The sequence below is a fragment of the Sinorhizobium medicae genome, from assembly GCF_007827695.1.
Taxonomy (GTDB): Bacteria; Pseudomonadota; Alphaproteobacteria; order Rhizobiales; family Rhizobiaceae; genus Sinorhizobium; species Sinorhizobium medicae.
Map to the genome: position 1 here is coordinate 203,020 of NZ_VITA01000003.1, position 25,805 is coordinate 228,824.

Annotated in this window: 24 protein-coding genes and 1 pseudogene; 17 read left to right on the top strand and 8 right to left on the bottom strand. The window is 58.8% G+C overall.

The window, feature by feature from the left end; all coding sequences use genetic code 11:
• The first annotated feature begins 110 nt into the window (after positions 1-110).
• From arcA to FB009_RS06550, 10 genes are all read left to right on the top strand, one after another.
• Positions 111-1,340 (top strand): arginine deiminase, encoded by a 1,230-nt coding sequence (gene arcA, locus FB009_RS06495; RefSeq protein WP_024324428.1) that lies wholly within the window; start codon positions 111-113, stop codon positions 1,338-1,340.
• A gap of 39 nt (positions 1,341-1,379) precedes the next feature.
• Positions 1,380-2,384 (top strand): ornithine carbamoyltransferase, encoded by a 1,005-nt coding sequence (locus FB009_RS06500; protein ID WP_018010497.1) that lies wholly within the window; start codon positions 1,380-1,382, stop codon positions 2,382-2,384.
• A gap of 2 nt (positions 2,385-2,386) precedes the next feature.
• Positions 2,387-3,361 (top strand): carbamate kinase, encoded by a 975-nt coding sequence (gene arcC, locus FB009_RS06505; protein ID WP_024324429.1) that lies wholly within the window; start codon positions 2,387-2,389, stop codon positions 3,359-3,361.
• 221 nt (positions 3,362-3,582) lie between these two features.
• Positions 3,583-4,053 carry a hypothetical protein gene (locus FB009_RS06510; protein ID WP_024324430.1) on the top strand — a complete coding sequence of 157 codons (471 nt, stop codon included), beginning with the start codon at positions 3,583-3,585 and terminating at the stop codon, positions 4,051-4,053.
• 648 nt (positions 4,054-4,701) lie between these two features.
• Entirely contained in the window at positions 4,702-5,637 is a 936-nt protein-coding gene (gene bcsN / locus FB009_RS06520) for a cellulose biosynthesis protein BcsN (RefSeq protein ID WP_145161491.1), read from the top strand.
• A gap of 78 nt (positions 5,638-5,715) precedes the next feature.
• Positions 5,716-7,896: a UDP-forming cellulose synthase catalytic subunit gene (bcsA, locus tag FB009_RS06525; RefSeq protein WP_101778763.1), complete on the top strand. Its 2,181-nt coding sequence runs from the start codon at positions 5,716-5,718 to the stop codon at positions 7,894-7,896.
• A gap of 17 nt (positions 7,897-7,913) precedes the next feature.
• Positions 7,914-10,235, top strand: coding sequence for a cellulose biosynthesis cyclic di-GMP-binding regulatory protein BcsB (locus FB009_RS06530; RefSeq protein ID WP_050574016.1), 2,322 nt, complete (start codon positions 7,914-7,916; stop codon positions 10,233-10,235).
• Positions 10,232-11,266: a glycosyl hydrolase family 8 gene (locus FB009_RS06535; RefSeq protein WP_024324434.1), complete on the top strand. Its 1,035-nt coding sequence runs from the start codon at positions 10,232-10,234 to the stop codon at positions 11,264-11,266. Before FB009_RS06530 ends, FB009_RS06535 begins: the two co-directional genes overlap by 4 nt.
• Positions 11,263-13,380: a hypothetical protein gene (locus tag FB009_RS33085; protein ID WP_024324435.1), complete on the top strand. Its 2,118-nt coding sequence runs from the start codon at positions 11,263-11,265 to the stop codon at positions 13,378-13,380. Before FB009_RS06535 ends, FB009_RS33085 begins: the two co-directional genes overlap by 4 nt.
• A gap of 256 nt (positions 13,381-13,636) precedes the next feature.
• The gene (locus tag FB009_RS06550; RefSeq protein ID WP_011970099.1) at positions 13,637-13,897 is read left to right on the top strand and encodes a hypothetical protein; all 261 of its coding nucleotides are present in this window, start codon (positions 13,637-13,639) and stop codon (positions 13,895-13,897) included.
• Positions 13,898-13,947: 50 nt separating this feature from the next.
• Here FB009_RS06550 and FB009_RS06555 read toward each other — a convergent pair whose 3' ends face one another.
• The gene (locus tag FB009_RS06555; RefSeq protein WP_024324436.1) at positions 13,948-15,327 is read right to left on the bottom strand and encodes an enoyl ACP reductase FabMG family protein; all 1,380 of its coding nucleotides are present in this window, start codon (positions 15,325-15,327) and stop codon (positions 13,948-13,950) included.
• A 342-nt stretch (positions 15,328-15,669) separates the two neighbouring features.
• On the opposite strand from FB009_RS06555, the gene FB009_RS06560 reads away from it, so the two are divergent.
• The 7 genes and pseudogenes from FB009_RS06560 (at position 15,670) to FB009_RS06590 (ending at position 20,605) form a co-directional block, all read left to right on the top strand.
• A complete protein-coding gene (locus FB009_RS06560) occupies positions 15,670-16,665 on the top strand; it encodes an AraC family transcriptional regulator (protein ID WP_024324437.1) in 996 nt (331 codons plus the stop codon).
• A 147-nt stretch (positions 16,666-16,812) separates the two neighbouring features.
• The gene (locus FB009_RS06565; RefSeq protein ID WP_018210303.1) at positions 16,813-17,562 is read left to right on the top strand and encodes an SDR family oxidoreductase; all 750 of its coding nucleotides are present in this window, start codon (positions 16,813-16,815) and stop codon (positions 17,560-17,562) included.
• A gap of 57 nt (positions 17,563-17,619) precedes the next feature.
• Positions 17,620-18,168, top strand: a complete 549-nt coding sequence (locus tag FB009_RS06570; RefSeq protein WP_024324438.1) for a flavin reductase family protein — start codon at positions 17,620-17,622, stop codon at positions 18,166-18,168.
• Positions 18,169-18,222: 54 nt separating this feature from the next.
• Positions 18,223-18,507 carry a DUF1330 domain-containing protein gene (locus FB009_RS06575; protein ID WP_011970104.1) on the top strand — a complete coding sequence of 95 codons (285 nt, stop codon included), beginning with the start codon at positions 18,223-18,225 and terminating at the stop codon, positions 18,505-18,507.
• A 101-nt stretch (positions 18,508-18,608) separates the two neighbouring features.
• Positions 18,609-18,911 (top strand): putative quinol monooxygenase, encoded by a 303-nt coding sequence (locus tag FB009_RS06580; RefSeq protein WP_011970105.1) that lies wholly within the window; start codon positions 18,609-18,611, stop codon positions 18,909-18,911.
• 21 nt (positions 18,912-18,932) lie between these two features.
• A complete protein-coding gene (locus FB009_RS06585; RefSeq protein WP_024324439.1) occupies positions 18,933-19,772 on the top strand; it encodes an oxidoreductase in 840 nt (279 codons plus the stop codon).
• A gap of 64 nt (positions 19,773-19,836) precedes the next feature.
• Positions 19,837-20,605: pseudogene (locus tag FB009_RS06590) on the top strand (SDR family NAD(P)-dependent oxidoreductase).
• A gap of 53 nt (positions 20,606-20,658) precedes the next feature.
• Here the strand turns inward: FB009_RS06590 and FB009_RS06595 are convergent.
• From FB009_RS06595 to FB009_RS06625, 7 genes are all read right to left on the bottom strand, one after another.
• Positions 20,659-21,093, bottom strand: a complete 435-nt coding sequence (locus FB009_RS06595) for a DoxX family protein (RefSeq protein WP_011970107.1) — start codon at positions 21,091-21,093, stop codon at positions 20,659-20,661.
• 178 nt (positions 21,094-21,271) lie between these two features.
• Complete coding sequence (locus FB009_RS06600) at positions 21,272-22,048, bottom strand: SDR family oxidoreductase (RefSeq protein WP_018210308.1); 777 nt, start codon at positions 22,046-22,048, stop codon at positions 21,272-21,274.
• An 11-nt stretch (positions 22,049-22,059) separates the two neighbouring features.
• Positions 22,060-22,506: an ester cyclase gene (locus FB009_RS06605; protein WP_018010485.1), complete on the bottom strand. Its 447-nt coding sequence runs from the start codon at positions 22,504-22,506 to the stop codon at positions 22,060-22,062.
• A gap of 24 nt (positions 22,507-22,530) precedes the next feature.
• Entirely contained in the window at positions 22,531-23,304 is a 774-nt protein-coding gene (locus tag FB009_RS06610; RefSeq protein ID WP_101778748.1) for an SDR family NAD(P)-dependent oxidoreductase, read from the bottom strand.
• Positions 23,305-23,375: 71 nt separating this feature from the next.
• Complete coding sequence (wrbA, locus tag FB009_RS06615; RefSeq protein ID WP_018010270.1) at positions 23,376-23,987, bottom strand: NAD(P)H:quinone oxidoreductase; 612 nt, start codon at positions 23,985-23,987, stop codon at positions 23,376-23,378.
• Positions 23,988-24,231: 244 nt separating this feature from the next.
• The gene (locus tag FB009_RS06620; RefSeq protein ID WP_018210311.1) at positions 24,232-24,828 is read right to left on the bottom strand and encodes an NADPH-dependent F420 reductase; all 597 of its coding nucleotides are present in this window, start codon (positions 24,826-24,828) and stop codon (positions 24,232-24,234) included.
• A gap of 27 nt (positions 24,829-24,855) precedes the next feature.
• On the bottom strand, positions 24,856-25,752 hold the full coding sequence (locus FB009_RS06625) for a pirin family protein (RefSeq protein WP_024324441.1): 897 nt from the start codon (positions 25,750-25,752) through the stop codon (positions 24,856-24,858).
• Between the last annotated feature and the right edge of the window lie 53 nt (positions 25,753-25,805).

Below are 25,805 nucleotides of genomic sequence, written 5' to 3' on the forward strand. Positions count from 1 at the left end.
TGGCTCTGGCTGAAGTGCTCGTCCGCAAACGCCGTGATGACCGCCCAGCCCGACTTTCGTCGAATTTCGACCAACGCAGGCGAGTCTGAGTGTCGCGGAAGGAGATGCCAATGCGTACTGTCGGTGTCCATTCGGAAGTCGGTAAGCTTAGAACGGTGATGGTCTGCAGACCATCCTTGGCTCATCAACGGCTGACGCCGGGCAATTGTCACGACTTGCTTTTCGATGATGTCGTCTGGGTGCATGAGGCGCAGAAGGACCATTACGATTTCGTTCTGAAAATGCAGGAACGAGGTGTGGAGGTCCTAGAGTTGCACGACCTTCTAACCGACACTCTGATGGATGCCGAAGGGCGCAAGTTCGTACTTGATCGCCGGGCCACACCCAACGTCATGGGATCCCAAATCGCCGAACTCGTACGTCCCTGGATGGAGGAAATGGAGCCCAAGCACCTGGCTGCTTTCCTGATCGGTGGAATCTCTGTTGCAGACCTCCCGGAGGGACATGGCAAGACCCTGATGGCATCAGCCTTCGGAGCCACCGAATTTGTCCTTCCCCCGATACCCAACACCCTGTTTCAGCGCGATCCGTCCTGCTGGATTTACAACGGCGTGACGTGCAACCCCATGTTCTGGCCGGCGCGGCGCGCAGAAACTCTGGTTCAAAGGGCGATCTACAAGTTTCATCCTTCCTTCAAGAGTGCGAGCTTCGATATTTGGTGGGGCGACTCCGACGAGCAGTTTGCCAACGCCACGATCGAAGGCGGCGACGTTATGCCTATCGGCAATGGTATCCTACTGGTCGGAATGGGGGAACGGACCACTTACCAAGCGGTTGGCCAGGTTGCCAAAACCTTGTTCAAGGCCGGAGCCGCTACACGCGTCATCGGCTGCCTTATGCCGAAGAGCCGCGCGGCAATGCACCTCGACACGGTATTCACATTCTGTGATCGCGACGTAGTGACGCTATTCGCCGAGGTTGTAGATCGGATCCGCTGCTACAGCATGATCCCTCTCGACGATGAGGGAAATTTCGAGGTGCGGCAGGAAGATCGACCCATGCTTGAAGTTGTTGCCGAAGCTTTAGGCGTCGACAAGCTTCGCACTATCGCAACGGGCGGCAATACCTATGAGGCTGAGCGCGAACAATGGGACGACGGGAACAACGTCGTCGCGCTCGAGCCGGGAGTAGTCGTTGCTTATGATCGGAACACCTATACCAACACCCTGCTCCGCAAGGCAGGCATCGAGGTCATCACAATCCGTGGCTCCGAGTTGGGCCGAGGACGCGGCGGCGGTCATTGCATGACGTGTCCGATTTGGCGAGAGCCGACTGAATGACTGACTTTGCAACCGGATTTCAGCAAATGGAGCAGCACCATGAGTTTCAATCTTCGAAATCGCTCGCTTCTGACCGTGCAGGACTACACACCGCGGGAATTTCGTTATCTCGTAGATCTCGCCCGCGATCTTAAGCGCGCGAAATATGCGCGGACCGAACAAGAACATTTGAAAGGCAAGGAAATCTGCCTGATCTTTGAAAAGACATCGACGCGTACAAGATGCGCATTCGAAGTGGCCTGCTCGGATCAAGGCGCTAATGTTACATATCTTGACCCTGCCGGCTCGCAGATCGGGCACAAGGAGTCTTTCAAGGACACCGCCCGCGTACTGGGCCGCATGTACGACGCCATCGAATACCGCGGCGCCTCACAAACTGGCGTAGAGACTCTCGCGAAATATGCGGGTGTGCCGGTCTACAATGGCCTCACCGACGAGTATCATCCCACGCAGATGATCGCCGACGTCATGACTATGCGCGAGCATAGCGACAAGCCGATCAGCGAGATCAAGTACGCCTATATCGGCGACACCCGATCGAACATGGGTCATTCTCTGCTCATTGTCGGCTGTTTGATGGGGATGGATGTGCGCATATGCGGTCCCCGATCTCTGTGGCCGTCAGAAGAATATCAGACTATCGCCAAAGAACTTAAGGCTCAGTCCGGCGCGCGCCTCATGATTACGGACGATCCGAGGGCAGCAGTGGAGGGAGTTGACTTCATTCACACGGATGTCTGGGTTTCGATGGGTGAGCCGAAGGAGGTCTGGAAAGAACGCATTCAGTTGCTTACGCCCTATCAGGTCAATGCCGAGTTGATGTCAGCAAGCGGCAACCCGCAAACCAAGTTCATGCATTGCCTCCCGGCCTACCACGATACCGAGACCGCTATCGGAAAGCAGATTTCCGAGGACTACGGGATGTCGAACGGTCTTGAGGTCACTGACGAAGTGTTCGAGTCGCAAGCGAACGTCGCATTCGAACAGGCCGAGAATCGCATGCATACGATCAAGGCACTGCTGGTTGCAACCCTGGGAGACTGACTATGCGCGTCGTGATCGCCTTAGGTGGTAATGCGCTCCTGAAACGAGGGGAGCCGATGACCGCCGAAGTACAACGGCAGAACATCAAGATAGCGGCCGAGGCCATTGCGCCGATCGCAGCGGAGCATCAGATCGTGGTTACTCACGGCAATGGCCCGCAGGTCGGGCTGTTAGCCCTGCAGGGATCCGCATACAAGCCAGAGGAGGCCTATCCGCTCGATATCCTTGGAGCCGAAACCGAAGGCATGATCGGCTACATGCTGGAGCAGGAACTTGGAAACGTCCTTCCTTTCGAAGTGCCGCTGGCAACAATCCTCACGATGGTTGAGGTCGACGGCAACGACCCCGGATTTCAGAATCCCACCAAGTTTGTTGGCCCAGTTTACGACGCAAGCGAGGCGGGAGAGCTGCATCAGCAAAAAGGATGGGTATTCAAGCAGGACGGGAATAAATGGCGTCGCGTGGTGGCGTCGCCGATTCCCAAGCGTATCTTCGAGCTTCGCCCTATTCAATGGCTTCTCGACAAAGGTGCTGTTGTCATCTGTGCCGGCGGTGGGGGAATTCCGACAATGTATGAGCAGGGAAAGGAACGGACACTGATTGGCGTGGAAGCGGTTATCGACAAGGATCTCTGCTCGGCCCTTCTTGCCCGGGATATTGAAGCAGACCTGCTCATATTGGCGACCGACGCAGAAGCTGTATATACCGGATGGGGAACCCCGGAACGAAAGGCGATCTTCAAGACCAATCCCAACCGGCTAGGCGAGTTCTCGTTTCCTGCCGGGTCTATGGGACCAAAGGTCGAGGCCGCTTGTCATTTTGTGAATGCGACCGGGCGCGCTGCCGCAATAGGTGCATTGGCTGACATTCCAGCAATGGTGCGTGGTGAGCGGGGCACGATTATAAGCTCGTCGTTTTCTGACATCACGTGGCACGTCGAGGTTCCAATTCCAGGTCCGGCCGCCCGTCCAGTCTAGATTGTCTGCGCACCGTCGGCGGGTGAGAAATCGTGATAGCCTTCGAGAGGCGACGGATGAAGGCGATTGGAACTTCCGTTATTCAAAAGCGTGCACTTGCGAGAAAAGGTCCCCTGCGTGCAACAACTTCCCAAGTGGTGTCCGCAGTGGCGAAGGCCGCACTGATAACGGTGCGGCGAAATGCGGCTTCCCATCCCTTTGACTGAAAGTGGAGCAAGGAAATGGCTGAAAAACAAAATATCGATTTGGATGCCGCACCTGCGAGCGCCAAGGACCTTCGTATGCAACTCCTTCAACGACAAATGGAGGAAATGGAGAAGGAACGACAGGTCAAAGCGGTACAGGAGAAGAAGCTGACTGACTTTGCCGACGTATTTCTCGAGGAGCATGTCACGCAAGAGGAGGTCGCCGTCGTGCGCCGCCTCGTGGCGAACGCCGTACGAGACGGAAAGTTCGAGGCGATGGTTTACAGCTTCCCTTCGAGTCTCTGCACCGATAGTGGCCGAGCAATAAACAGCGCCGACCGCGATTGGCCTCAGACCCTCCAGGGCAAGGCAAAAGAATTCTACGAACGCTATCAAAAATTCGGCAAGCCTCAGGGCTTCAAGCTGAAAGCTATGATCGTCAACTTTCCTGGTGGAATGCCTGGTGACGTGGGCTTCTTCCTGAACTGGGCTCCTGATGACTCTTAGGAATGAGGCCTGCAGACCCGAGTTAGTCGACTTCTTTGCATACTGACGCACAGTCTGGCCGCACTGCATTCCCGCCGGCGCCATTGCCGACTGTGTCTGCTCTGCATTGCGATCACGCGCGCGGTGGAGCTGCACGGTGCCCGTCCAGACAAAGCGATTGCTGGACGGAGCACCACTTGCGCCAGCATAGCCGGGGCCGGGCCAAGCCTGATTTTCCAAGTCGCGCACCGTGCAATCACTAGCTCAAACAGCGCATAGTGACGGAAGAGCGCCGCGTTTGCCGGAGGCTCCAAACTTCTGAGGAAGTGGAGCCGATATGAGCGTGAAAGCGAACAAATTTTCACCTGCGACGGCTTTGGCAACGAGCGTCGCCAGGCGCAAAATGGCATCGATTTGCAGTCCATTGTTCCTTGGGAAGCGGCTACGCTCGGCGACGTTCAACCTTACTCAGCAAGACCAGGCTGGCCGACGGCAGAAGGCGGCCGTCTACGGCGGATTTGAACCTAGATTGACGGGCTCTGCACTTGGCCGCCCGGTCAGTTGCTCTCTGCCACGTTTCCCACAGGTCGCGCGGGGTTGCGCAGTCCTATTCGCAAACTTGTCTTCCTTGCGGTTGAACTCTAGGTCGAATGAATTATTGATGGCCGTATGGCAAAGCGGTTACTGAGTCGGCGCTTCGGCCCGCCGGTCATTCTTCTATGTATATTGATCACGGGTTGTACGGCCCGAGAAGGCGTGCGCATGCCAACGGCAGCGGCAATGGTGCCGGCCGAAAATGCTCTCGTGCTCCCGCCACCGGGCGGCCCGTCAGTACTAAGTGTCGTCGAGCGGCGTACCTCGAACGCGGTGGAGCAGGACATCTATCTTTACACATCCGCTGCCACGCCGGGTCAGAACTTCTTGCGCGTGCAGTTTTTTGGACCTGTAGGTACGAGCAGTGCGCAGGAGCGAACCGCTTACATTCCGATCCGCAGTTCGGAGATGCTGCGGGAGGCTTATCGCGCAATACCGGGCGCCGCCCTGAGGCAGACCGCCGACTATCTGCAAAACAACTACGGTCCGTTCAGCTACGCCTTCGGCCGCGGCCGGGGCAACGATTCCTGTCTTTACCCCTGGCAGCAAATCCGGCCACCTCAACACCGCCGCTCGCCATTGCGGGACTATGGCACCATTCAGATCCGCCTTCGCTATTGCAAGACTGGTGCTACGGAAAGCGAACTACTGGCGGCTGTTTATGGTTATACGATCCTTGGCACTTTCGCTGATCCGGACTGGAATCCCTATGGCGAGCCTCCGGCAGTGGATCCGGCTTTGGGCCGGGCAGGCAACCCGATCTATAGGCATGAGCGGCCGCTCGCTGCGGCGGGAGCGCCCATTCAGCCGGTCAGGTTGGTGCGGTCGGCTCCCGAGCCTACGAGTGCGATCAGGCCGGAGTTGCAACAGGAGACGGCGGCCCCTACCGAGACCGTGGTTCCTACACCCACCGGTTCGCCTCAAATGAATCCGCCGGTTCCGTCCGGCAATAGCACGATTGTCGTTCCCACGCCGGCTTGTGGAGCGCAGCCGGCAAGTGAATGCCCTTGAGCCGCGGCTCGCCGGGCTTGAAACAGGCTCATCTTGGGCTCGCGGTACTGCATGCGCCGATTGCTAGAAGGCAGATCTATGCGTAAAGTTTTCGTCCTTGCCGTGTGGGCGTTCATCTCTCTCTGTGTCGTGGCGATCATCACTCTGCCCGTCAACTTACAGACGCAGTTGATCGCTAGTCTGCTCATCGTAACGCTGATGGCGATCATCAAGCTCGTAGATGCCGGGGGGAGGTGGCGCTTGATTGCGCTCGCCTTCGGAACGGCGGTGGTGCTGCGCTATGTCTATTGGCGCACTACCGGAACATTGCCGCCCATCAACCAGCCTGAGAATTTCATTCCCGGCTTTCTTCTCTATCTCGCTGAAATGTATAGCGTCATGATGCTGGCGCTCAGTCTCTTCGTCGTCGCCATGCCGCTTCCCCCGCGACCCTCCCGGGCAGCAACACCGGGCGACTACCCCAAGGTCGACGTGTTCGTCCCTTCCTACAACGAGGACGCATCTCTGCTTGCCAACACGCTCGCGGCAGCCAAAGGCATGGACTATCCGGCAGAGAAGCTGAGGGTGTGGTTGCTTGACGACGGCGGTACGCTGCAGAAGCGGAACTCGACTAATCTCGTTGAGGCGCAACGCGCCACCGCACGCAATCTGGAACTGCAAAAGCTGTGCACCGATCTCGGGGTGCGTTACCTCACGCGCGATCGCAACGAACACGCCAAAGCGGGCAATCTCAACAATGGCATGTCGCATTCGGATGGAGACCTGATTGCTGTTTTTGACGCGGATCATGCGCCTGCCCGCGACTTCCTGCTGGAGACCGTCGGCTACTTCGAGGACGATCCGCGCCTGTTTCTCGTGCAGACGCCGCATTTTTTTCTCAATCCGGACCCCCTCGAGCGCAATCTGAGAACATTCGAGAAGATGCCAAGCGAAAACGAGATGTTCTACGGCATTATCCAGCGTGGCCTTGACAAGTGGAACGCAGCTTTCTTCTGCGGTTCCGCAGCCGTCCTCAGACGCAAGGCGCTTGAGGACACGAGTGGCTTCAGCGGCAAGAGCATCACCGAAGATTGCGAAACCGCGTTGGCGCTACACGGACGCGGTTGGAACAGCGTCTATGTCGATCGCCCGCTGATCGCAGGATTACAACCCGCGACATTCGCGAGTTTCATCGGTCAGCGAAGCCGCTGGGCGCAGGGGATGATGCAAATCTTGATGTTCCGATTTCCACTCTTTAAGGGGGGTCTGACGATACCACAGCGCCTCTGCTACATGTCGTCGACACTGTTTTGGCTTTTCCCATTTCCGCGCACGATCTTTCTTTTCGCGCCGCTCTGCTATCTTTTCTTCGATTTGCAGATATTCACCGCGTCGGGCGGCGAGTTCATGGGGTATACGCTTGCCTATCTGGTCGTTAACCTGATGATGCAGAATTATCTCTATGGTTCGTTCCGCTGGCCCTGGATTTCCGAGCTCTACGAGTACGTCCAGACCGTTCACCTTCTGCCGGCCGTCGTGTCGGTGGTGTTGAATCCGCGCAAGCCGACTTTCAAAGTCACGGCAAAGGACGAATCCATTCAGGAGAGCCGTCTATCGGAGATCGGGCGACCCTTTTTTGTGGTCTTCATTGTCCTCTTCATAGCGTTGCTGGTGACCGCATACCGTGTCTACACGGAACCCTACAAAGCGGATATCACCATGGTCGTTGGAGGCTGGAACCTTCTCAATCTTATAATGGCCGGATGTGCTCTGGGCGTCGTCTCTGAACGCGGGGAAAAAGCCGCGTCGCGGCGCGTCAAAGTAAGTCGCCGCTGTGAATTCTCGACCGGCGAACGATGGTATCCGGCGACGATCGAGGATGTCTCCGCCAATGGCGTCCGCATTCAGGTTTATGGCCTTGCTAAGGATGATTTGTCCGTCGAGGCGCGGACCGAAATCCGCTTCGAGCCTTTCGCCGGGGATGGCGCTATCGAGATTCTGCCGATGGCGGTCAGAAACGTGGAAGTCACGGGTGACATAACCGCAGTCGGTTGCCGCTTCCTGCCGGAGGTTGCCCGGCACCATAGCCTCGTCGCAGATCTCCTGTTCGCGAATTCACGGCAATGGAGCGAATTCCAGCACAAGCGCCGCGGCAATCCAGGTCTGGTTCGCGGTACCGTGTGGTTCCTCTGGCTCGCCTTCTATCAAATGGGGCGGGGTCTAATCTATTTCTTCCGCAGCCTCGGTTCTTCCCGCAAAGAGGCGAGGGGGGTCCGTTGAAGAGGTTATCAGCCTTCGTGGTGGCGCTGCTTACCTGTGGGCCCTTGGGAGCCCAGCCGGCGCCGTTCGACATGACGGGGGAACGCCCCATTGAAGATCAGGCGCCCGCCCCCAAACAACAGGAGCAACCTTCGAGGAACGGTCCGGCTGACGGCATTGAAGGTGAAAAAATCCAACTTGCACCGGTGAAAGACGCAGCATCTTATCGCAGGCACATCGTTCCCTTCGCCAGTTTGTCACTGACCGGTGAAGTCGACGAGCGAGCGTGGTCGGTCTACTTGACGCCGGCGCAAGCCGCCGCAGGCGGCGATCTCATTTTCGAGTACCAGAACGCGGTCGTGATTGCGCCGGAAAGTTCCGTTCTGTCGGTATTTGTGAATGGCAAGTTGGTCGGTGAGGGACCGGTACAGGCAGGGGAAAAGCCGGAATCACGACGCTATAAGCTCCCGTCCAACCTTTTGCGGACGGGCTCGAACGAAATTCGCTTTCGGGTGCAACAGCGCCACCGGACCGACTGCACGGTCGAATCGACATACGAGCTCTGGACCGAAATTGCCTCTGGAAAGGCCTACATCCAGTTTGAAGGCCGGGATGCGGCAAGGCTCACGACCCTTGAAGATATCCAAGCGGTCGGCGTCGATGCCAGTGGGCGCACGCGGTTCAACATCGTCGCACCGGCTTTTGACCAGCCGAGCCGCACCGCCGCGTTGATGCGGCTAGCGCAAGGCCTCGCCCTTCTTGGCCACATGCCGGCACAGAGCTTCGACGTTCGCGGAGATCTCCCGGAACTCGGCAGAGCCGGGGAACTGACGGTTCTTGCCGGAACGGTCGCGGAATTACAGCCTCTTTTCCCATCACTGCCGGGTGAGGCATCGACGACGGCAGTGACGGCCCTTGTTGAAAGTCGGCCGGAACGGGCGCCAATCCTCGTTTTGACTGGTCCGGATTGGTCGGCGGTCGAAGGGGCTATCGAATCAATCACGAGGGTGACGGATAAACCTGCCAACGTTGCGCGGGACGTTATTGAAACCGGGAGGTGGAGATTGCCCCAGGCGCCACAGGTGATCTCGGGCAAAAGGCTGCCGTTTTCTGCTCTAGGCGTGTCGACGACGGAATTCTCTGGACGGCGCTTTCGCACTGCCTTCGCAGTCGCGGTTCCGCCGGATTTTTACGCCAATGCCTATGGCGAAGCGACGGTGCTTCTCGACGTCGGCTACACCAAGGCGGTTCGGCCGGGCAGCCGGATCGACATATACGTCAATGGAAGTATCGCCTCAACGGTTCCGCTGGACTCCTCGGGTGGCTTGGTGCGCCACTTGCCGATCAACGTGACGCTGCGCCATTTTCACCCAGGTGCGAATCTGATCGAATTGGAGGCCGTTCTTCTCACCGACGCCGATAGGACATGTGCGCCAGGAACTGCCGCCTCGACAGAGCCACGTTTCGCGCTATTTGACACATCAGAATTTGCAATGGCCGACTTCGCAAGGATCGGACGCCTTCCCGATCTCGCGGCAGCCGCGGGATCTGCCTACCCGTTTCGCAGCAGCGCCAAACCGATCGCTCTACACGTGGACAGGGCTGAGACCCTTAGCCTATCAGCGGCGGCGACCTTTCTTGCCCGCTTGGCCGTGGCAGGGGGGCGTCCGATGGCAATCGAAACGATTACATCGCCGATTGCTTCCGCGGACAGGGAAGCGCTCTTCGTCGGCGCGATGCCCCAGATACCGAAATCCGTTCTTACAGAAGCCGGGATTGACTTGAACAGTCAGATCTCCTGGGGCAGTTCCGCATCGTCTGAGGTTCTTGCCGACTCGCGGGCGGCTTTTGATGCCTGGCAGACCCGCTTGAACGGCGGAACCTGGCGCTCTCACCTTCGTGGTCTTGAGGATTGGGTGAAGGACACCTTCGACATATCATTGAATTCACTCAGGCTCCTCCCGCCTGACGAGGCTCCCTTCGCGCCGCCGGATACCGCGACACTGCTCATCGCGCAATCGTCAAATCCGGACGCGGGAACGACTTGGACGCTCGTCACGTCGCCTACACCAGAACATCTACGCGACGCGGTATCTACGATTTCCGATGTCCGCAGATGGAGCCAGATGTCGGGGCACATCTCCATCTACGAGCCCGTCAACGATCGGATCAGTTCGATCCCGGCGCAACACTTCGAGTTCGTCGAAACTCGGCCACCCTCGCTCGCGAACTATCGTCTTGTCCTTGCCAATTGGCTGTCGAGCAACATATTGGTGTACGCCGTGCTGCTCGTCTGCCTTGTCGTTCTGCTCGGATTGGCCACTGCTAGCCTACTTGCCAGATTGGGGCGCCGCCAATGAAGCCACTCGTCGTGCTAATGCTCCTGCTGCTAGCTTATCCAACGCATGCCCAGGAGCCAGCGACGGTGGAAGCAACGGCGTGGCAAAAGTATAAGACGCGATTTCTCGATCCGGGCGGCCGGATTATCGACGACGCCAACGGTGATATAAGCCATAGCGAGGGACAGGGTTACGGCCTTCTGTTGGCCTTTCTCGCGGGCAGCCGGGCCGATTTTGAACTCATCTGGTCGTTCACGCGCCGCGAACTCCTCCTGCGCGACGACGGCCTTGCTGCCTGGAAATGGAGTCCGGGCGAAGCGCCTCATGTTTCCGATACGAACAATGCAACAGACGGCGACATATTGATCGCCTATGCCTTGGCCCGTGCAGGGGTTTCCTGGGATCGCAAGGACTACACGCGTGCGGCTACTGCGCTGGCAGAGGCGATTCTCGAGAAAACCGTCGTCGAACACGGGGGGCTGACCTTGCTCTTGCCGGGCGCGCAGGGATTTTCTGCGGCCGATCGGGCCGACGGGCCCGTCATCAACCCGTCCTACTGGGTTTTCGAAGCCTTTCCGGTTCTCGAACAATTGGTTCCTTCTCCTGCCTGGAAAGCGCTCGCAGCAGACGGTGAAGCTATTCTCAAGAGACTGGAGTTCGGGCCAAAGAAGTTGCCCGCCGACTGGATTAGTGCACGAACCGTGTTCAAGCCGGCGGAGGGCTTCCCGTCCGAATTCGGCTATAACGCGCTGCGCATCCCGCTTTATCTTGTTCGCTCGGGAAGGACAGACAGTGAGCTCCTTTCACGGATCTACAGGGGCATGTCCGATGCGAAAGGTGCGGTTTTGCTCAGCGATGTCGAAAGCGGTGCCGTGGAGGAGACCCTTACCGATCCAGGTTATCGACTTATTAACCATATCCTGGCCTGTGTCCTCCAAGGGACGAAGCTCCCCGACGACATGAAAACGTTTGATCCGACCCAATACTACCCCTCGACAATGCACCTGCTGGGTTTGTCTTTCGTGGAGGAAATGCGCCCGGAGTGCCTATGAAGTTCCCGATTGTTGCATCCATAGGTGTTGTGACCGCCGCGCTTGCCGCCGCCGGGCTCGCCGGAGACGGGGAGTTGCCCAGGGGATTGGCGCAGGTGATCGTCGATGCGGATCGAGCCGATGACGCATCAACTGCTGTCCAACTCTCACAGGCTCACGGACCGGCCGCCCCTGAGAGCACACAAGATCCGCCGCCTCCGCGCGTCGATGAATCAGCCTTGCGCTACTTCGCCAGCAAGGGCGATACGGCTCGTCTGGAGGCCGAGATCGCCCGCCTGCGGGCGCTCTATCCAAACTGGACGCCGCCGCAAGATCCGCTGGCGGTGCCGCAGAACAGCGATGCTCAATTGGAGACGATGTGGCGGCTCTATTCCGAGGGGCGCTATGCGGAAGTGCGAAGGGCCATAGCCGAACGTCAGTCGACCGATCCGGATTGGCAGGTTCCAACCGATTTGCTTGAGCGGCTGAATGTCGCCGAGGCACGTGCCAGACTCGTCAATGCGTCCGATCTGAAGCAATACGAAACCGTAATCCAGGTAGGAGCAGGCACGCCGAGTCTTCTGACGTGCAGCGACAATGACGTTCTTTGGCGTGTGGCCGAAGCCTTTGCTGAGACCAAGAGGCCTAACCGGGCGCGCGACGCATACCTCTACATTCTCAAGAACTGCGACAACGATCCCGAACGGCTCGCTACCGTGCAGAAGGCTGCCTCTAATCTTTCCTATTCGAGCATGCAGGATCTGCTCTCCTATGAGAGAACGAATTCCGCGGGGGCGCTGGAGTTCGAGAGCATTCGCGACGATCTCGCCCGCCGCTTTGTCGCCGCAGGCGATGAGGACGCGACGCTTGAGGTGGATCCGAAGTATCTCCAACGTGTCGAGCGGCTGGCGGAAACGGAAGGGTCCGCCGCGGATGCGCTGCTCCTTGGCTGGTACCAACTTCGCCGCAAGAACACGAGTGAGGCGGAACGCTGGTTCCGTCTGGCGCGCGACAAGCAGGACTCTGCGCCGGCATCACAGGGCCTTGCGCTCGTCTTGATCGAGCGCAAGGCACCCGAGGAAGCCGAAAAGGTGCTCTACCCATGGCGGGACGCCTCCAGTGATGCGCGAGCGACCTACTTCGCCGCGACCGCCAACCTCCTGGCGATAGATCCGCCCGTGGCTCTTAGCGCAGATGTTCTTCAAAGGATTGCACAGGAGACGATGAAGAGTCGCGATGCCGCGACAGCGCAGCAATTCGGTTGGTACGCGCGTCTCCTTGGGCAGCCAGCCACGGCTGTGCAGTGGTTTTCGACCACGCTTGGCTGGAAGCCGGACGACGAGCCCTCCGCCTATGGCCTTGCAATCAGTCACAAGGAACTCGGGGACAGGGCAGGGGTCGCGGAGATCCAGCGTCTCTGGGCGGCGAAATCCGATAGAATTGCGCGCTTAGGTGATGAGGTGGACGGCCAGGCGAAGGCCAACACGGCTCCGCCAGGATCGGCCACGATCGCTGCTGGGTCGGCGCCAATCAGAACAGCGGCGGCGCCAGCGAAAGGCGCGCCGCTTGGGAGCGCCGCCCGTGGGTCACAAACGACCCCTCGCAAGCTCAGCGGCTGCCGTTCGACGATCGATCCGCGCGGCCTTCCGCCGGGGGCGGCTCTTGCACGTGGTTGGTGCCTCATGGATCTGAACCGGCCTCTGGAAGCCGCCGAAGCTTTCGAGGTCGCTCTGCGAGCGTCCGCTTCGAAACTGCGCGAGGATGCTGCCTACGGACAGAGCCTTGCCTATCTGCGCGCCGGACTGACCGGGAAGGCGGCCGTTGCGGCTGCGCGGTCGCCACAAAGTCTTGCCCGCAGAAATGAACTGCAGACCGCTATCCTGGCCGACCGAGCCGTCGCCGCCTTCGATGCGGGACGGTATAACGAGACGCTTCTGTTTCTGGAGCAGCGTCGCCAACTGGCAACCGAGCGGACGGACCTGATGGTGCTGCGGGGATATGCTTATCTGAAACTCAAGCGCTATGCGCAAGCCAAACGAATTTTCGAGGCGGCCGCGGCGACTGGCAATCGAGATGCAATACGCGGGCTCTCGGACGTTCTGGCGGAGCAGCAGGTTTGGCCGCGCAAATTCTGATAGTGCGGCACGCACCGTCGTCAATGCCGAAGACCGGCTCCCCAGAGCGGCGCGTTTGATCTGCGGCGAACGTCACCCGTGATGACTTCAATGCGTCGATACTGGTTAGACATAAGCTTGTCCTTGAGCCTGCTTTAGCCTTTCTGCTGATGCCGACTGTCCGGTCGAAATGGGGGCGGCTCACTGAGGAACTTTTCATCAGAGACATGGGTTTCTTGGCAGATGCTGCCCTTGAACCGGTGCCGAGCGGTCCAAAATGGATGTGAAGAAGGCAGGAATGGCGCGGCTGCTTTTGGCAGCCCCAGCTCTGCGTCGTAGCGCGTGGATGATGGAAAGCAGTGCGTTTCTGATGCTCTGTGAGGCCTACGAGCATGCGTGTTTGCGGCGCGACGTTCTTCGATGCTCAGCCGAGAAAGACGACGAGACCCTGATTAAATCCGAGGAGGAGTGCAGAAGCCTGGAGGCTGCTGCAATCGCTTACATTCGGGAGCAACGGAAATTTTCGGGGCTTAAATGATTCAGGCGATCGGATAATGCTCGCAAAAATCTCTACGAAGATCGAAGCTGTCAGGCGATCTCGAGATGAGGGTCTTCCGCCCCTTGTTCGATCAATGGCGGGCCAGACTTCCACTGCAGGTGGGAAGCGTTAAGTCGCCGCGCCACGATATCGTGGTTGAGCCATTGGATGTGGCCGGAGGGCTCTGAGGACGCGCCAAAAATTAGCTGCCCGGTCGCTTCCACCACGAGAGCACTCAAGAGGTCGCTGATCATGGCCTTGCTGTCCCGATGCATCTGCGTGATCTCGTTGGACGTGCCGATGGTCAGATCGGACTGTGCCTGGCTGTTTGCCATGGGCCATGCCGAAAAGTCGTAAAACGGACGCATGACCTCGTTGGCCTGCATCTCGGTAATCTTCTGGAAAACGTCCTTCATCGTGAAGCCGTCTGCCAGAAGCTGTTGGCATGCCTGCCACTGGTCCTCTGCCCATTGCCCACCGTTCTCTTTCCTCAGGGCAAGCAGCAACGGTATCAGGGGAAGCTCGATACCCGTAAATACGTCGGACGAATTGGTCCGGATCTCGGGGCAGTTATAGACGGTTGCCTTGACGCCCGCTGTCCAGGCTTCCTGCGCGATGGATTCTAGCAGCATCTTGGCGTAACCTTGGGTGTAGTTGGTGTAGGTCTGCCAACGATAGCGCCCGTCAATCAGGACTGCGGTTCCGTGATAACCGTAGGCCGTGTACCGGACCTGAGCACCCGAAGCCTCTACGCGCTCACGGATCGCCGCGCTGAAGTCGATAAGATGTCGAAAGGTGATTGCCGAGACTTCGTCGAAATTCTGCAGGATAAGCTTGCCCATGTCGCTGTCGAGCAGCGCTTGCGAAGACATGTGGCGGGGACCACGTCCCTTGTAGATACGATTGGCGACAACCAGGAACACCTTGGCTTTCGGAATGCCTCCGGCCATTGTATGGGCGAAGAAGACATTGCGGCCGTCGGCGATCATTCCGTCGAGAACGGCCATGACCTGCGAAAGCGAATTCGTGAACCGTGCGGTAGCGATGTCCCGGCACTTTTTGATGTAGTCCCAATCGAGCGTGTCATGTTCCCAGCTCTCCAGCGTCATGGATGCGAGGAGATCCGTCGGAGTCGGGCCTCCTGCCGGGGCGTCGAGATCGAAGCCAGCCATGAGAGGTATGTTGATGATTCTGCCGCCCAATCGGGCCTCGGCGGCAGAGAGTTCCTCGGCGTCCAGAGGCCGAAGCGCGTTGTTTTCGTCGCGCCGCCCGACTGTGATGCCCACGATCTCCATTCCAACCCGCCGGGCTTCATCGAGCAAGCCAGTGGCATATCCGCGGCCGAATAGTTCGCCGAAGAGGACGAAAACATCACCCTTACGAAAGACCTTGTTTTCGGCGATGCGGTTCAATGCGACCGGGTTTTCCATGCAATCAGCTCTTTGGTCCGTTAGTCGTCAAGCGATGGCTCAGACGAGCTTGGTTATCCACATGACCGTAATGAGCCGGAATAGGAAGTCATTTTAAGTGACCGCTTATTTCAAAGCGTGAACTCCCCAAAGGATTTTAGAGCCGGACAAAGAAGAGCTGAGACCATATTCTTTCGCTGGTGTCGCTGATATTCGCCGGTCTTGGCATTGGCGTCGAGCCGGGATGGACGCTGGATCTGCCAATCGCAATGTCGACGGAACCTGATCGGCCGCCTCCAGGGTGGAAGATAAGGCGACGTATTCCACCGAGCCTCGCTCGAGCGCAATCAGGAGGGGTTCGAATTGGAAGATATGAAAGCATCCCGCCGCAAAGCACTTCCCCGAATACCGATATTGATCGGCGGCACGTTGCATATCCCGCCAGCCGTAGAAGAAAAGACTACGCCGCCTGAACGAACCTCTCCGTTAGGTCTCGAACAATACATTGCCGGCCGAACGATTGTGAGCGGCGATGGACCGGCCTGGGACGATATGTTCGTACAGGTCTATTCCCGCCTCAAGAAGCAGGAACCATTCCTTGTTCCCGCCGTCGCCGAGCCGCTTATTGTGTGGGTTATATCTGGCGAGGCGATCGTTGAAGAACGTGAGATTGATCGTGACTGGGTTACCAACACCGTGACGGTCGGGGACTTTTTCCTGACGCGGTCTCCGACACCCTACGAAATGCGCTGGCGTGCGACAGGCGCGGCTCCTTTCCAGGTGATGCACCTCTATTTGTCAGTTCCTCTCTTCGAGCGCGTCGCAAAAGATCTGCTTGGCCGCGCTGCGCCCTCCGCACTGCGTGACGTATCCGGTGGCAAGGACGAGCAGCTGTCGCACCTTCTGGCCCTGATGCATCAGGAACTTACGGCTGAAGGGAAAGGCAGCCAGCTGTTCATTCAGGGACTTGCCCAGAGTCTCGCCGTCCACCTGATCCGGAACTATTCGTCGAATGGCTCCGAAGGCGGGCGGCAGACAGCACTTCCGGGTTTCAAGCTTCGGCGCGCTGTCGCCTATCTTGAAGAACACCTGGCTGAGCCATTCAATCTCGCGAAACTATCCGAGGCCGTAGGCATGAGCGAGTTCCATTTCAGCCGTCTGTTCAAGAAGGCGACGGGCCTCTCGCCCTCCAGGTATTTCATTCGCCAGCGTGTCGCCAGAGCACAGCTGCTCCTGCAGGAGACGGACACGAGCATTATCGAGATCGGCATGTCCGTGGGCTATTCGAGCCCAAGTCACTTTGCCCAGGTCTTCCGGCGCGAGACAGGTCTCCCGCCGAGCCACTATCGTCGAGGTTAGTTCTTTTCCACCTGCCGCGATTTGAGCAATATCGCAATAGGTGGAGCAAGGCCCCGTGAGAAGGCCCGGCATGAAAGGCTTAGCTTCCTCCTTGTCGAAACGAAACGCCCACCGCGGTGGCGGGCTTCAAGACAAGGAGTGAAGACAGTGACTAACCTCAACGGAAAGATCGCACTGGTAACGGGCGCATCGAGCGGCATTGGCGCCGCTACCGCTGCAAAGCTTGCCGAAGCCGGCGCAAGGGTCGGCATCGCCGCCCGCCGTACGGAAAAGCTCGCGGATCTCAAGAAGCAGATCGAAGCCAAGGGCGGTGAAGCTCTTGTAATCGAGATGGATGTCGTGGATGCGCCTTCTATCGAAGCGGGCGTCAGGAAGCTTGTAGACGCCTACGGCTCGATAGACATCCTCGTCAACAATGCAGGCCTGATGCCGCTTTCCGATATCGACCAATTCAAGGTCGACGAGTGGCACCGGATGTTGGATGTGAACGTGAAAGGCCTTCTCAATACGACGGCCGCCGTTCTCCCCGAGATGATCAAGCAGCACTCCGGCCACATCATCAATATGTCGTCGATCGCGGGCCGCAAGGTCTTCAAGGGTCTCTCGGTCTACTGCGCCACGAAACACGCGGTCACCGCCTTCTCTGACGGCCTGCGCATGGAAGTGGGCCAGAAGCACGGCATCCGCGTCACCTGCATCCAACCGGGCGCCGTTGCTACCGAACTTTACGATCACATTACGGACCCCGGCTATCGCCAGCAGATGGACGAGCTGTCCAGCCAGATGACCTTCCTCCAGAGCGAGGACATCGGCGATACGATCGTCTTCGCTGCCCAAGCCCCGGCTCACGTCGACGTCGCCGAGCTGTTCGTCCTGCCAGTGGAACAGGGGTGGTAACAAACCGGCGTCTGACGGGTCCCCGCCTAGATGCGGGACTCCTCAAAGGAGAGAAAAATGAAGGAGATATCCCCATCCCAAACCTATCGCGTATTGGAACCGGGTCCTATCGTGTTGGTCTCCACGATGGATAATGGAAAGCCCAACGTCATGACGATGGGCTTTCATATGATGATCCGGCACGATCCGCCGCTGATCGGCTGCGTTATCGGCTCTTGGGACCACAGCTATCAAGCCCTCCGGAAAACCGGAGAATGCGTCATCGCGGTGCCCGGGCTCGATCTGGCTGAAACCGCAGTCGACGTCGGAAACTGCTCCGGTGATCGGGTGGATAAGCTCCAGAGATTCGGCCTCAAGACTCGGCCGGCCAAGGACGTCTCCGCTCCCTTGATCACGGACTGCCTGGCAAATATCGAATGTGTCGTTGTCGATGGAAGGCTGGTCGAGCCATACAACCTCTTCATCCTTGGGGCCAAGCGGCTGTGGGTCAACGAGGCCCGCAAAGAGGGTCGAATGCTTCACCACCTTGGCGACGGTACCTTCACCGTCGACGGCGGCAGGCTCGATCTGAAGGAGCGCAGGGTCAAATGGCGCCATCTCCCCTGAGAGGCGCCAGACCCTCAAGAAGCACCAGTAACCTGAGCCTGAAAGGAAGCACACATGTCTGCCTATCTCATCGTCGATCTCGATATCCACGATCGCAAATCGATCGAGGACTATCGCTCCAAGGCCTTGCCGCTCGTTGCCAAAGCAGGTGGTCGGCTTATAGCTCTGGATGAAGCTCCACTGGAGCTGGAGGGCTGGAAAGCCGCCAACCTGCTCATCATCGAGTTCCCGGACAAGGACGCTATCCGTCAGCTCTTCGCTTCTCGTGAATACGCACCGCTCGCTGCCCAGCGGCAAGCTGCGGCAGGATCGCGCATCATCGCGATCAACGGCATCTGAAAAGAGCAAGATACCGACAGCGCCCCCAACGGGCCGAGAGACCATTTTCGGCGCCGCGTCATAATGCGGATGTTGGCTTCACTAAAACACGGAGTACCCGAATGGCTGAACTGAGCAACGTGGCCTACTTCACTGCAAAGCCGGGCCGCTCGAAGAAACTGGGCGATGAACTTCTTCGGCTCGTCGCTCCTTCCAGGAAGGAGGCTGGCTGCCTTCGCTACGAGATCCACCAGTCCAACGACGTCCCTGACGTCTGGATGGTACTCGAGAACTGGCGGTACGCCTCGGATTTCAAACTGCACATGAGCACGGATTACGTCAGGGCCTTCATGGTGAAGGTTCCGGACCTTTGCGTCGAAGACGTGGAAATCTGCGGCTACCGGCAACGGTCCCCGCAGGCTTGAAGCAGGAAAGGAATAGATGAAATGAGTGCGAAAAATCCTAAAGTCTGGCTCGTGACCGGATGCTCTACGGGCTTCGGTCGCTACATCGCAGAGCACCTGCTGGAAGCCGGCGAAAAAGTCGTTGTCACTGCCCGCAAGACTGACAATATTGCCGACCTCGAGCAGAGCGGTAATGCCCTGATCCTGCCACTCGATGTCACCGACCGCGAACAGTGCCAACTGGCTGTAAAAGCTGCAGTGGCCCGGTTTGGCCGAGTCGACGTCCTTATCAACAATGCCGGTATCGGCTTCTTCGGAGCAATCGAGGAAACTGATGAAGAGGATGCCCGGCGCCTGTTCGACGTCAACTTCTTTGGGACCGCCAACGCTATCCATGCGGTACTTCCGCATATGCGTGCCCGCCGCAGCGGCACGATCGTCAATATGACATCGATCGGCGGTCTGGTCGGCTATACCGGCGTTGGCTACTACTGCGCGACGAAATTCGCGGTCGAAGGACTGTCCGACACGCTCCGGGCAGAAGTCGAACCTCTCGGCATCAACGTCATGACTGTCGAGCCAAGCGCCTTCAGGACAGAATGGGCAGGATCGTCCGATGAGGTCTGCGCAGCCATTGACGATTACGACAGCACAGCGGGCGAAGCCCGTCGTGCCTATCATGCCTCCGTCGGAAAGCAGGCTGGCGATCCGGCGCGTGCCGCCAAAGCGATCCGGGAAGCTGTCCTGGCACCGGAACCCCCACACCATCTCCTCCTCGGCAATGATGCCGCGGATGCTGCCTTGAAGAAGGCAGACGCGCTGAAGGCAAACGTCCTCGCCTGGGAAGCCTTGTCTCGCTCGGCCGACTTCCCGGCAAACTAATCCAGTCAATCGAAACAGTTGAACACTTCCGTGGCCGCCGTCACGGAGAATGAAGGAGTGTGTCATGTCCAGGCGTTTTGCAGGCAAAGTTGCTATCGTAACTGCCGGGGGGTCCGGTATCGGCGCCGCCGTTGCAACCCGTCTTCTCGATGAGGGAGCTTCGGTAATGATATTCGGAAGAACAGACAAGCGGCTGTCGGAAAGGACGTCGAAGATGCCAGCGGACCGTACCGGCACATTTGTCGCGAACGTCTCTTCACGCCGGGACTGCGATGCCCTCGTCGCTGAAACCGTGGAGAGGTTTGGTCGTGTCGACACGCTCGTCAATGCGGCGGGGATGAACCTGGTCGGCACGATCGAGGAAACGAGCGACGAGGACTGGGAAGAATGCATCACTTCCGATCTGTCCGGCGTTTTCTACATGAGCCGTGCCGCCGTACCGCATCTGAAGGAAACGAAGGGATCGATCGTGAACATCGGTTCGGTGTCTTCCCTGGGTGGAGGTTGGAGCCATGCCGCCTACAATGCTGCGAAGGCGGTGTCGCCAATCTAACGCGCTCGGCTGCCTGCGACCTTGGCAAGTACGGCGTCAGAGCAAACACTGTTGCTCCGGGGCTGACCGTTACCGGGATGGTGGAAGCGATCATGGATGATCAGGCCCTCTGGAAGAAGCGTGGTCCCGTATCCCGTTGAGACGCGCCGGCCAGCCGGAGGAAATAGCATCTGCTGTTGCATTCCTCGCCAGTGATGAAGCCGCTTGGATCACAGGCATCATCCTGCCGGTGGACGGCGGTCAGACCTGCACAGATGGTGGCCCCGAATGGGGTAAGTAACGACGAGAAAGTCCGGGCTTCCGCCCGGGCTTTCCATCTACCTGTAAACTCGGTTAGTGCCGGGCGTCGAAGCTGTACCGCCCCGCGCCGAACGCCACCACCTGCAACAGGCCGCCTGCCATGGCGATGTTCTTGAAGAAGTGAATGAACTGGTTCAGGTCGCTGAGATTGTCGTGGAACGTCATGGCAGTGGCAACGCTGAACACGGCGAGAATGAAAGCCACGATGCGGGTCTGGAAACCGAGGATAAGGGCGATGCTGCCAGCGATTTCGGCCACGACCGCGGCGCCGTAGGATAGAGTCGGGAAGGGTAGGCCAACCATGTTGATGTAGCCGATCGTGCCAGCCGGGTCAGAAATCTTGCTGACACCGGAGAGCAGGAAAATGGCAGCGAGCAGGACGCGACCCGCGAGCGGCGTCACGCCGTTGATCAGAACTGATTGCGAAAGGCTTTCAACGCGCTGAGCGATTGCATCGGAATAAGACATGGACGTTCTCCTGAATTGGGCGTAGCCACCGTGGCTGCGTCATGAGAAAAAATTGCCACCATCCGATCCCACGAAAAAGCTGGATAATGTCGCAGATAATCGTCGAAAAACTCGAACGATCAAGCCAAAGAAAAACCCGCATCTGTGAGGAAGCGGGTCCGGCCGGAGGGCGCATTAATCAGATGACGGAGAGGAGGCCTCCATCTACGAGCAGGGCTGTGCCCGACACGTAGCTCGAAAGGTCCGAGCCAAGGAAGGCGACGGCGTCGCCAACTTCCGAAGGTTTGCCAAGCCGGCGAAGCGGTGTCCTTTGGCGGAAACCCTCCGACGCCTGCGCGATCCCAGGGCTTGTGCGAAGAAGCTCCGTGTCAATTGTGCCGGGCGCGACCGCGTTCACTCGGATGCCGTCCGGACCAAGGGCGTCGGCCAATGATTTCGCCATCAGCACCACACCGCCCTTACTGGTTGAATAGGCGACCGTGATCCCAGCACCTGAGATTCCACCCATGCTCGCCATGAGAACGATACTGCCCCGCTTGTTCAGCGCCTTCATTTGGCGCGCAGCGGCCTGCGCCCCGAACAGCGGGCCGTCGAGATTGACCGACATGAGGCGGCGGTAATCGTCTTCCGGAACCTCCGCGCCATCGGTCTTCAGGGTGATGCCGGCATTTGCGACCATGACATCGACGCCGCCGAAATCCTCTGCGGCGGCGACCAGGGCGTTGTTGTCAGCTCTGCGACTGACGTCCGCTTTCACGAAGACGGATTGCGTTCCAAGCTTCCGGATCTCGGAGGCGGTCGGCTCGCCGCCTTCGCGTGGTGCTTCGATAACGTCAGAGACGATAACCGCCTTCGCACCATGATCGGCCGCTCGAATGGCGATGGCGCGACCAATACCGCTCGACGCGCCGGTTACGATGACGACCTTGCCGTCAAGGATGTTACTCTTGCTCATGATGGTGATCCTTAGAGTTCCGGCACTTTTGGAGCTGAGGGGGGCAGGGCATCGAGCTGCTGCAGGAGGTAATAGAGGTTGGCGACACCCCAGTGTTCGACGATCTGGCCGTTGCGAATGCGCATGGCGTCGACGGTTTCGAACTTGATTTCCCGGCCCGTCGGCTCGATCCCAAGAACCGCGCCCTTATGGGTGCCGTGGTAGGTCTTGAAGGTTGTGACGATGTCGTTATCGACCGTCTGCCAGTGGATCTCGGCATGGAAATCCGGAAAAGCCTCGCGCAGGGCATGATAAAGACGGCGCGCGCCTTCCTTGTCAGGCGTCCCGCCAGGCTGCGGAGTGTGGTCATGGAAGTCGTCGGCGAAGAGTTCGTCGAAGAGGTCGAAATTGCCGCCGGACTGCACTTCGAGTGTGTTGCGGCGTACGATACCTTTTGCTGCTTCATGCTGGTCGGACATGGGATGATCCTTTCGAGGTCGGTGTCAGAGTTCAAAACCACCGATCGTCATGCCGCCATCGACGGTCAGCATCTGTCCGGTGACATAGGAGGCGGTGTCCGAGGCGAGCCAGATCGCGGCTGCCGCGATCTCTTCCGGCCTGCCGCCGCGTTTGGCGGGAATGGCGGTCTGAGTGAGGGCCGCAAAACCGGGGTTCTGCTGGCTATTTGCCGCCACCATCGGTGTTTCGGTCCAACCCGGCGCGATCGCGTTGACCCGGATGCCATCCGCCGCGTTTTCCATAGCGACAACGCGGGTCAGGCCCTGAACGCCATGCTTGGAAGCCGCATAAGCACTCATTCCTCCCGGCCCGGTCAAAGCGGCGACGGACGCGGTGTTCACGATCGACCCGCCGCCGCTGCGCTTGATGAGCGGGATCTGGTACTTCATCCCGAGAAACACGCCCTGCAGGTTGACGGCTACCACCCGCTGGAAATCCTCAAGGGGGTAGTGCTCGATCCGCTTTGCCGGGCCCGTGATGCCGGCATTGTTGAAGGCGGCATCAAGCCGGCCCGATATGGAGCCGATCTGCTCGACCCATCCGACCACCTGTACCTCGCTCGATACGTCGAGTTCGGTGGTGAATGCCCGGCCATCCTCAGCGCGGATGAGTGCTGCGGTCTCGGCAAGCCCATCGGCATTGCGATCGGCGAGATGCACCGTCGCGCCCTCACGAGCGAGCCCGAGTGCGATCGCCCGACCGATTCCAGAACCTGCGCCGGTAACCGCGGCGACCTTCTTTAAGAAGAGTGGGAACATGACTTCTCCTTGCCAGCCGATCGAATCGGTTGCTCGGGTTGGAGTTGATTTTGGGGAGAGTTTGGGCGGGGCTATGCGGCGTGAGCAGCAGCGAGTGCGGCTGCGGTGCGAGCGACGATCTCGCCCTGATGATAGGCACCTGCAAGATCGATCTGCGAAGGCTGACGGGAGCCGTCGCTACCGGCAATCGTTGTTGCGCCATAGGGAGCGCCGCCAACGATTTCGTCCATGCTCATCTGGCCTTGGTGACTATAGGGAAGACCGACGATGATCATGCCGAAGTGCATAAGATTGGTGATGACGGAGAACAGGGTTGTTTCCTGACCGCCATGCTGCGTGCCGGTCGAAACGAAAGCCGCGCCAACCTTGCCGTTCAGGGCTCCGCGCGCCCACAGGCCTCCGGCCTGATCGAGGAAGGCTGCCATTTGTGAAGACATGCGGCCGAAGCGTGTGCCGGTGCCGACAATGATCGCGTCATAATCGGCTAATTCTGCCACGGTCGCGACCGGCGCAGCCTGGTTGATCTTGAAGTGGGCCTTATCGGCAACGTCGAGCGGGACCGTCTCGGGGACGCGCTTGATCGTGACCTCGGCGCCGGCGCTTCTTGCGCCTTCAGCGATTGCAGCGGCCATGGTTTCGATATGGCCGTAGGAAGAGTAGTAGAGAACGAGAACTTTGGTCATTTGTATGTCTCCGTGGCGTGCATGATTTCGATGGACCCAAGATGCTGTGTTCGATCATTTCGGAACAGCCGGATAAAATGATTGCTTACGTTCGATTAAATCGAAATGTTCTCGACGCCAGGTCTGTGGAAACGGGCAAAACCGAATGTCCGTTCTGACGGGCAGTGCGGGGCGAGCACGGCAACGGCGTGCGGGAGTTTTCGCTCCCGCACGCCTCCGAGCAGCCGGTTCTTGCGTCTTTCCGTCAGTCCCTCAGAAGGTTGAGCGCGACCAGCGGCTGACCGAAATGCTGAAGAGAGCCGGAGGCTTTGAAGCTGCCCAGATCGGATGGGGCAAAGCCGAGACGGGCGATCAGGTCTGCGACTTTCTTGCTCGCTTCAGGATAATTTCCCGACAGGAACAACACGCGCTTGCCGCTTGCCTTGACCGGTTCGGCGGCCAGAACAGCTGCGGGGAGAGTATTGAAGGCCTTTACCAGTTGCGCACCTGGGAAAAGATCGGCAACAATTTCCGAGGACAGACGCCCGCCAAGATCACGCGGCTTGAAAGCTGGGAAGTCGATTGCGTTCGTCGCATCGACGATGGTGCGACCGTTCCAATCGGCTTTCCTTTCGGCGATTTCCGGCACGGCGTCGTAGGGCACAGCCAGTATCAGCACGTCGGATCGAAGAGCCTGTTCAAGCTCCACGGCATTCACCGCGCTTCCGAACCTGTCGGTGATGGGCTGAAGCGAAGCCGGACCGCGCGTATTCGCAATTACAGCGTCTACGCCTGCTGCATGAAAACGTTCTGCGAGGGCGGAGCCGATCGCGCCCGAACCGATGATTGCATATGTGGTCATGGTCGTTCTCCTTGATATGACGGGGTTTCAGTTGAAGTTCTCGGGGAGGGGAATGAATTCGTCGTCGCCAGGCACGCCGGGAAACCGCCCTTCGCGCCAGAGGTCGGCGGCATGGCGAATGCGCTCCTGATCGGTGGCAACGAAATTCCAGCGGATGAACCGCTTCTCCGGAAGGGGCTCGCCTCCGAAGGCGAGGAACCGCGCCCGTTCGTTCGCCGTCACGACGATTTCCGCTCCGGGTTTGAACACGATGAGGCGATCCGGGCCATAAACACCGTCCTGGCCGACGAGTTCGATCGTGCCGCTGACGACAAAGATCGCGCGCTCGATATGCTCGTCATCGATCCTGTAGCGTGCCCCTGCCTGAAGCTGGATCTCCGCTGAAAAGAGATCCGAGAAGATCGTAGCAGGCGAACGGCGGCCGTGCAGGGTGCCGGCAAGCAGCTTCATGTTGATGCCTTCGCCGTTGACGGTCGGAAGTTCATCGGAACCAAGATGTTGAAAGAGGGGAGCTGTTTCTTCCGACACTTTCGGCAGAGCGATCCAGTTCTGCAGGCCCGTAAGCTTGCCACCATATGTGCGAATATGCTCGGGCGTCCGCTCCGAATGGGCGATACCGGATCCGGCGACCATGAGATTGACCTCGCCTGGGCTGATTGACTGCACGTAGCTTTCGCTATCGCGATGCAGAAGCTCGCCTTCGAGAAGGTAGGTCAAGGTCGACAGACCAATGTGCGGGTGAGGGCGAGTGTCGATACCCTCGCCGGCGCCGAAGCGGACCGGGCCGAAGCTGTCGAGGAATATGAAGGGCCCTACCATCTGTCGCATCGCGGCAGGCAATGCCCGGCGGACCGAGAACCCTCCGAGGTCTCGGGACGGAGGCAGGATGATCTGTTCGATGTCAGCATTCGACAAATACGACATTGTCAGCTCCGGCGGTTGAATTTCTGTAAGCTGAAGGTAGGTCCACTAGACGT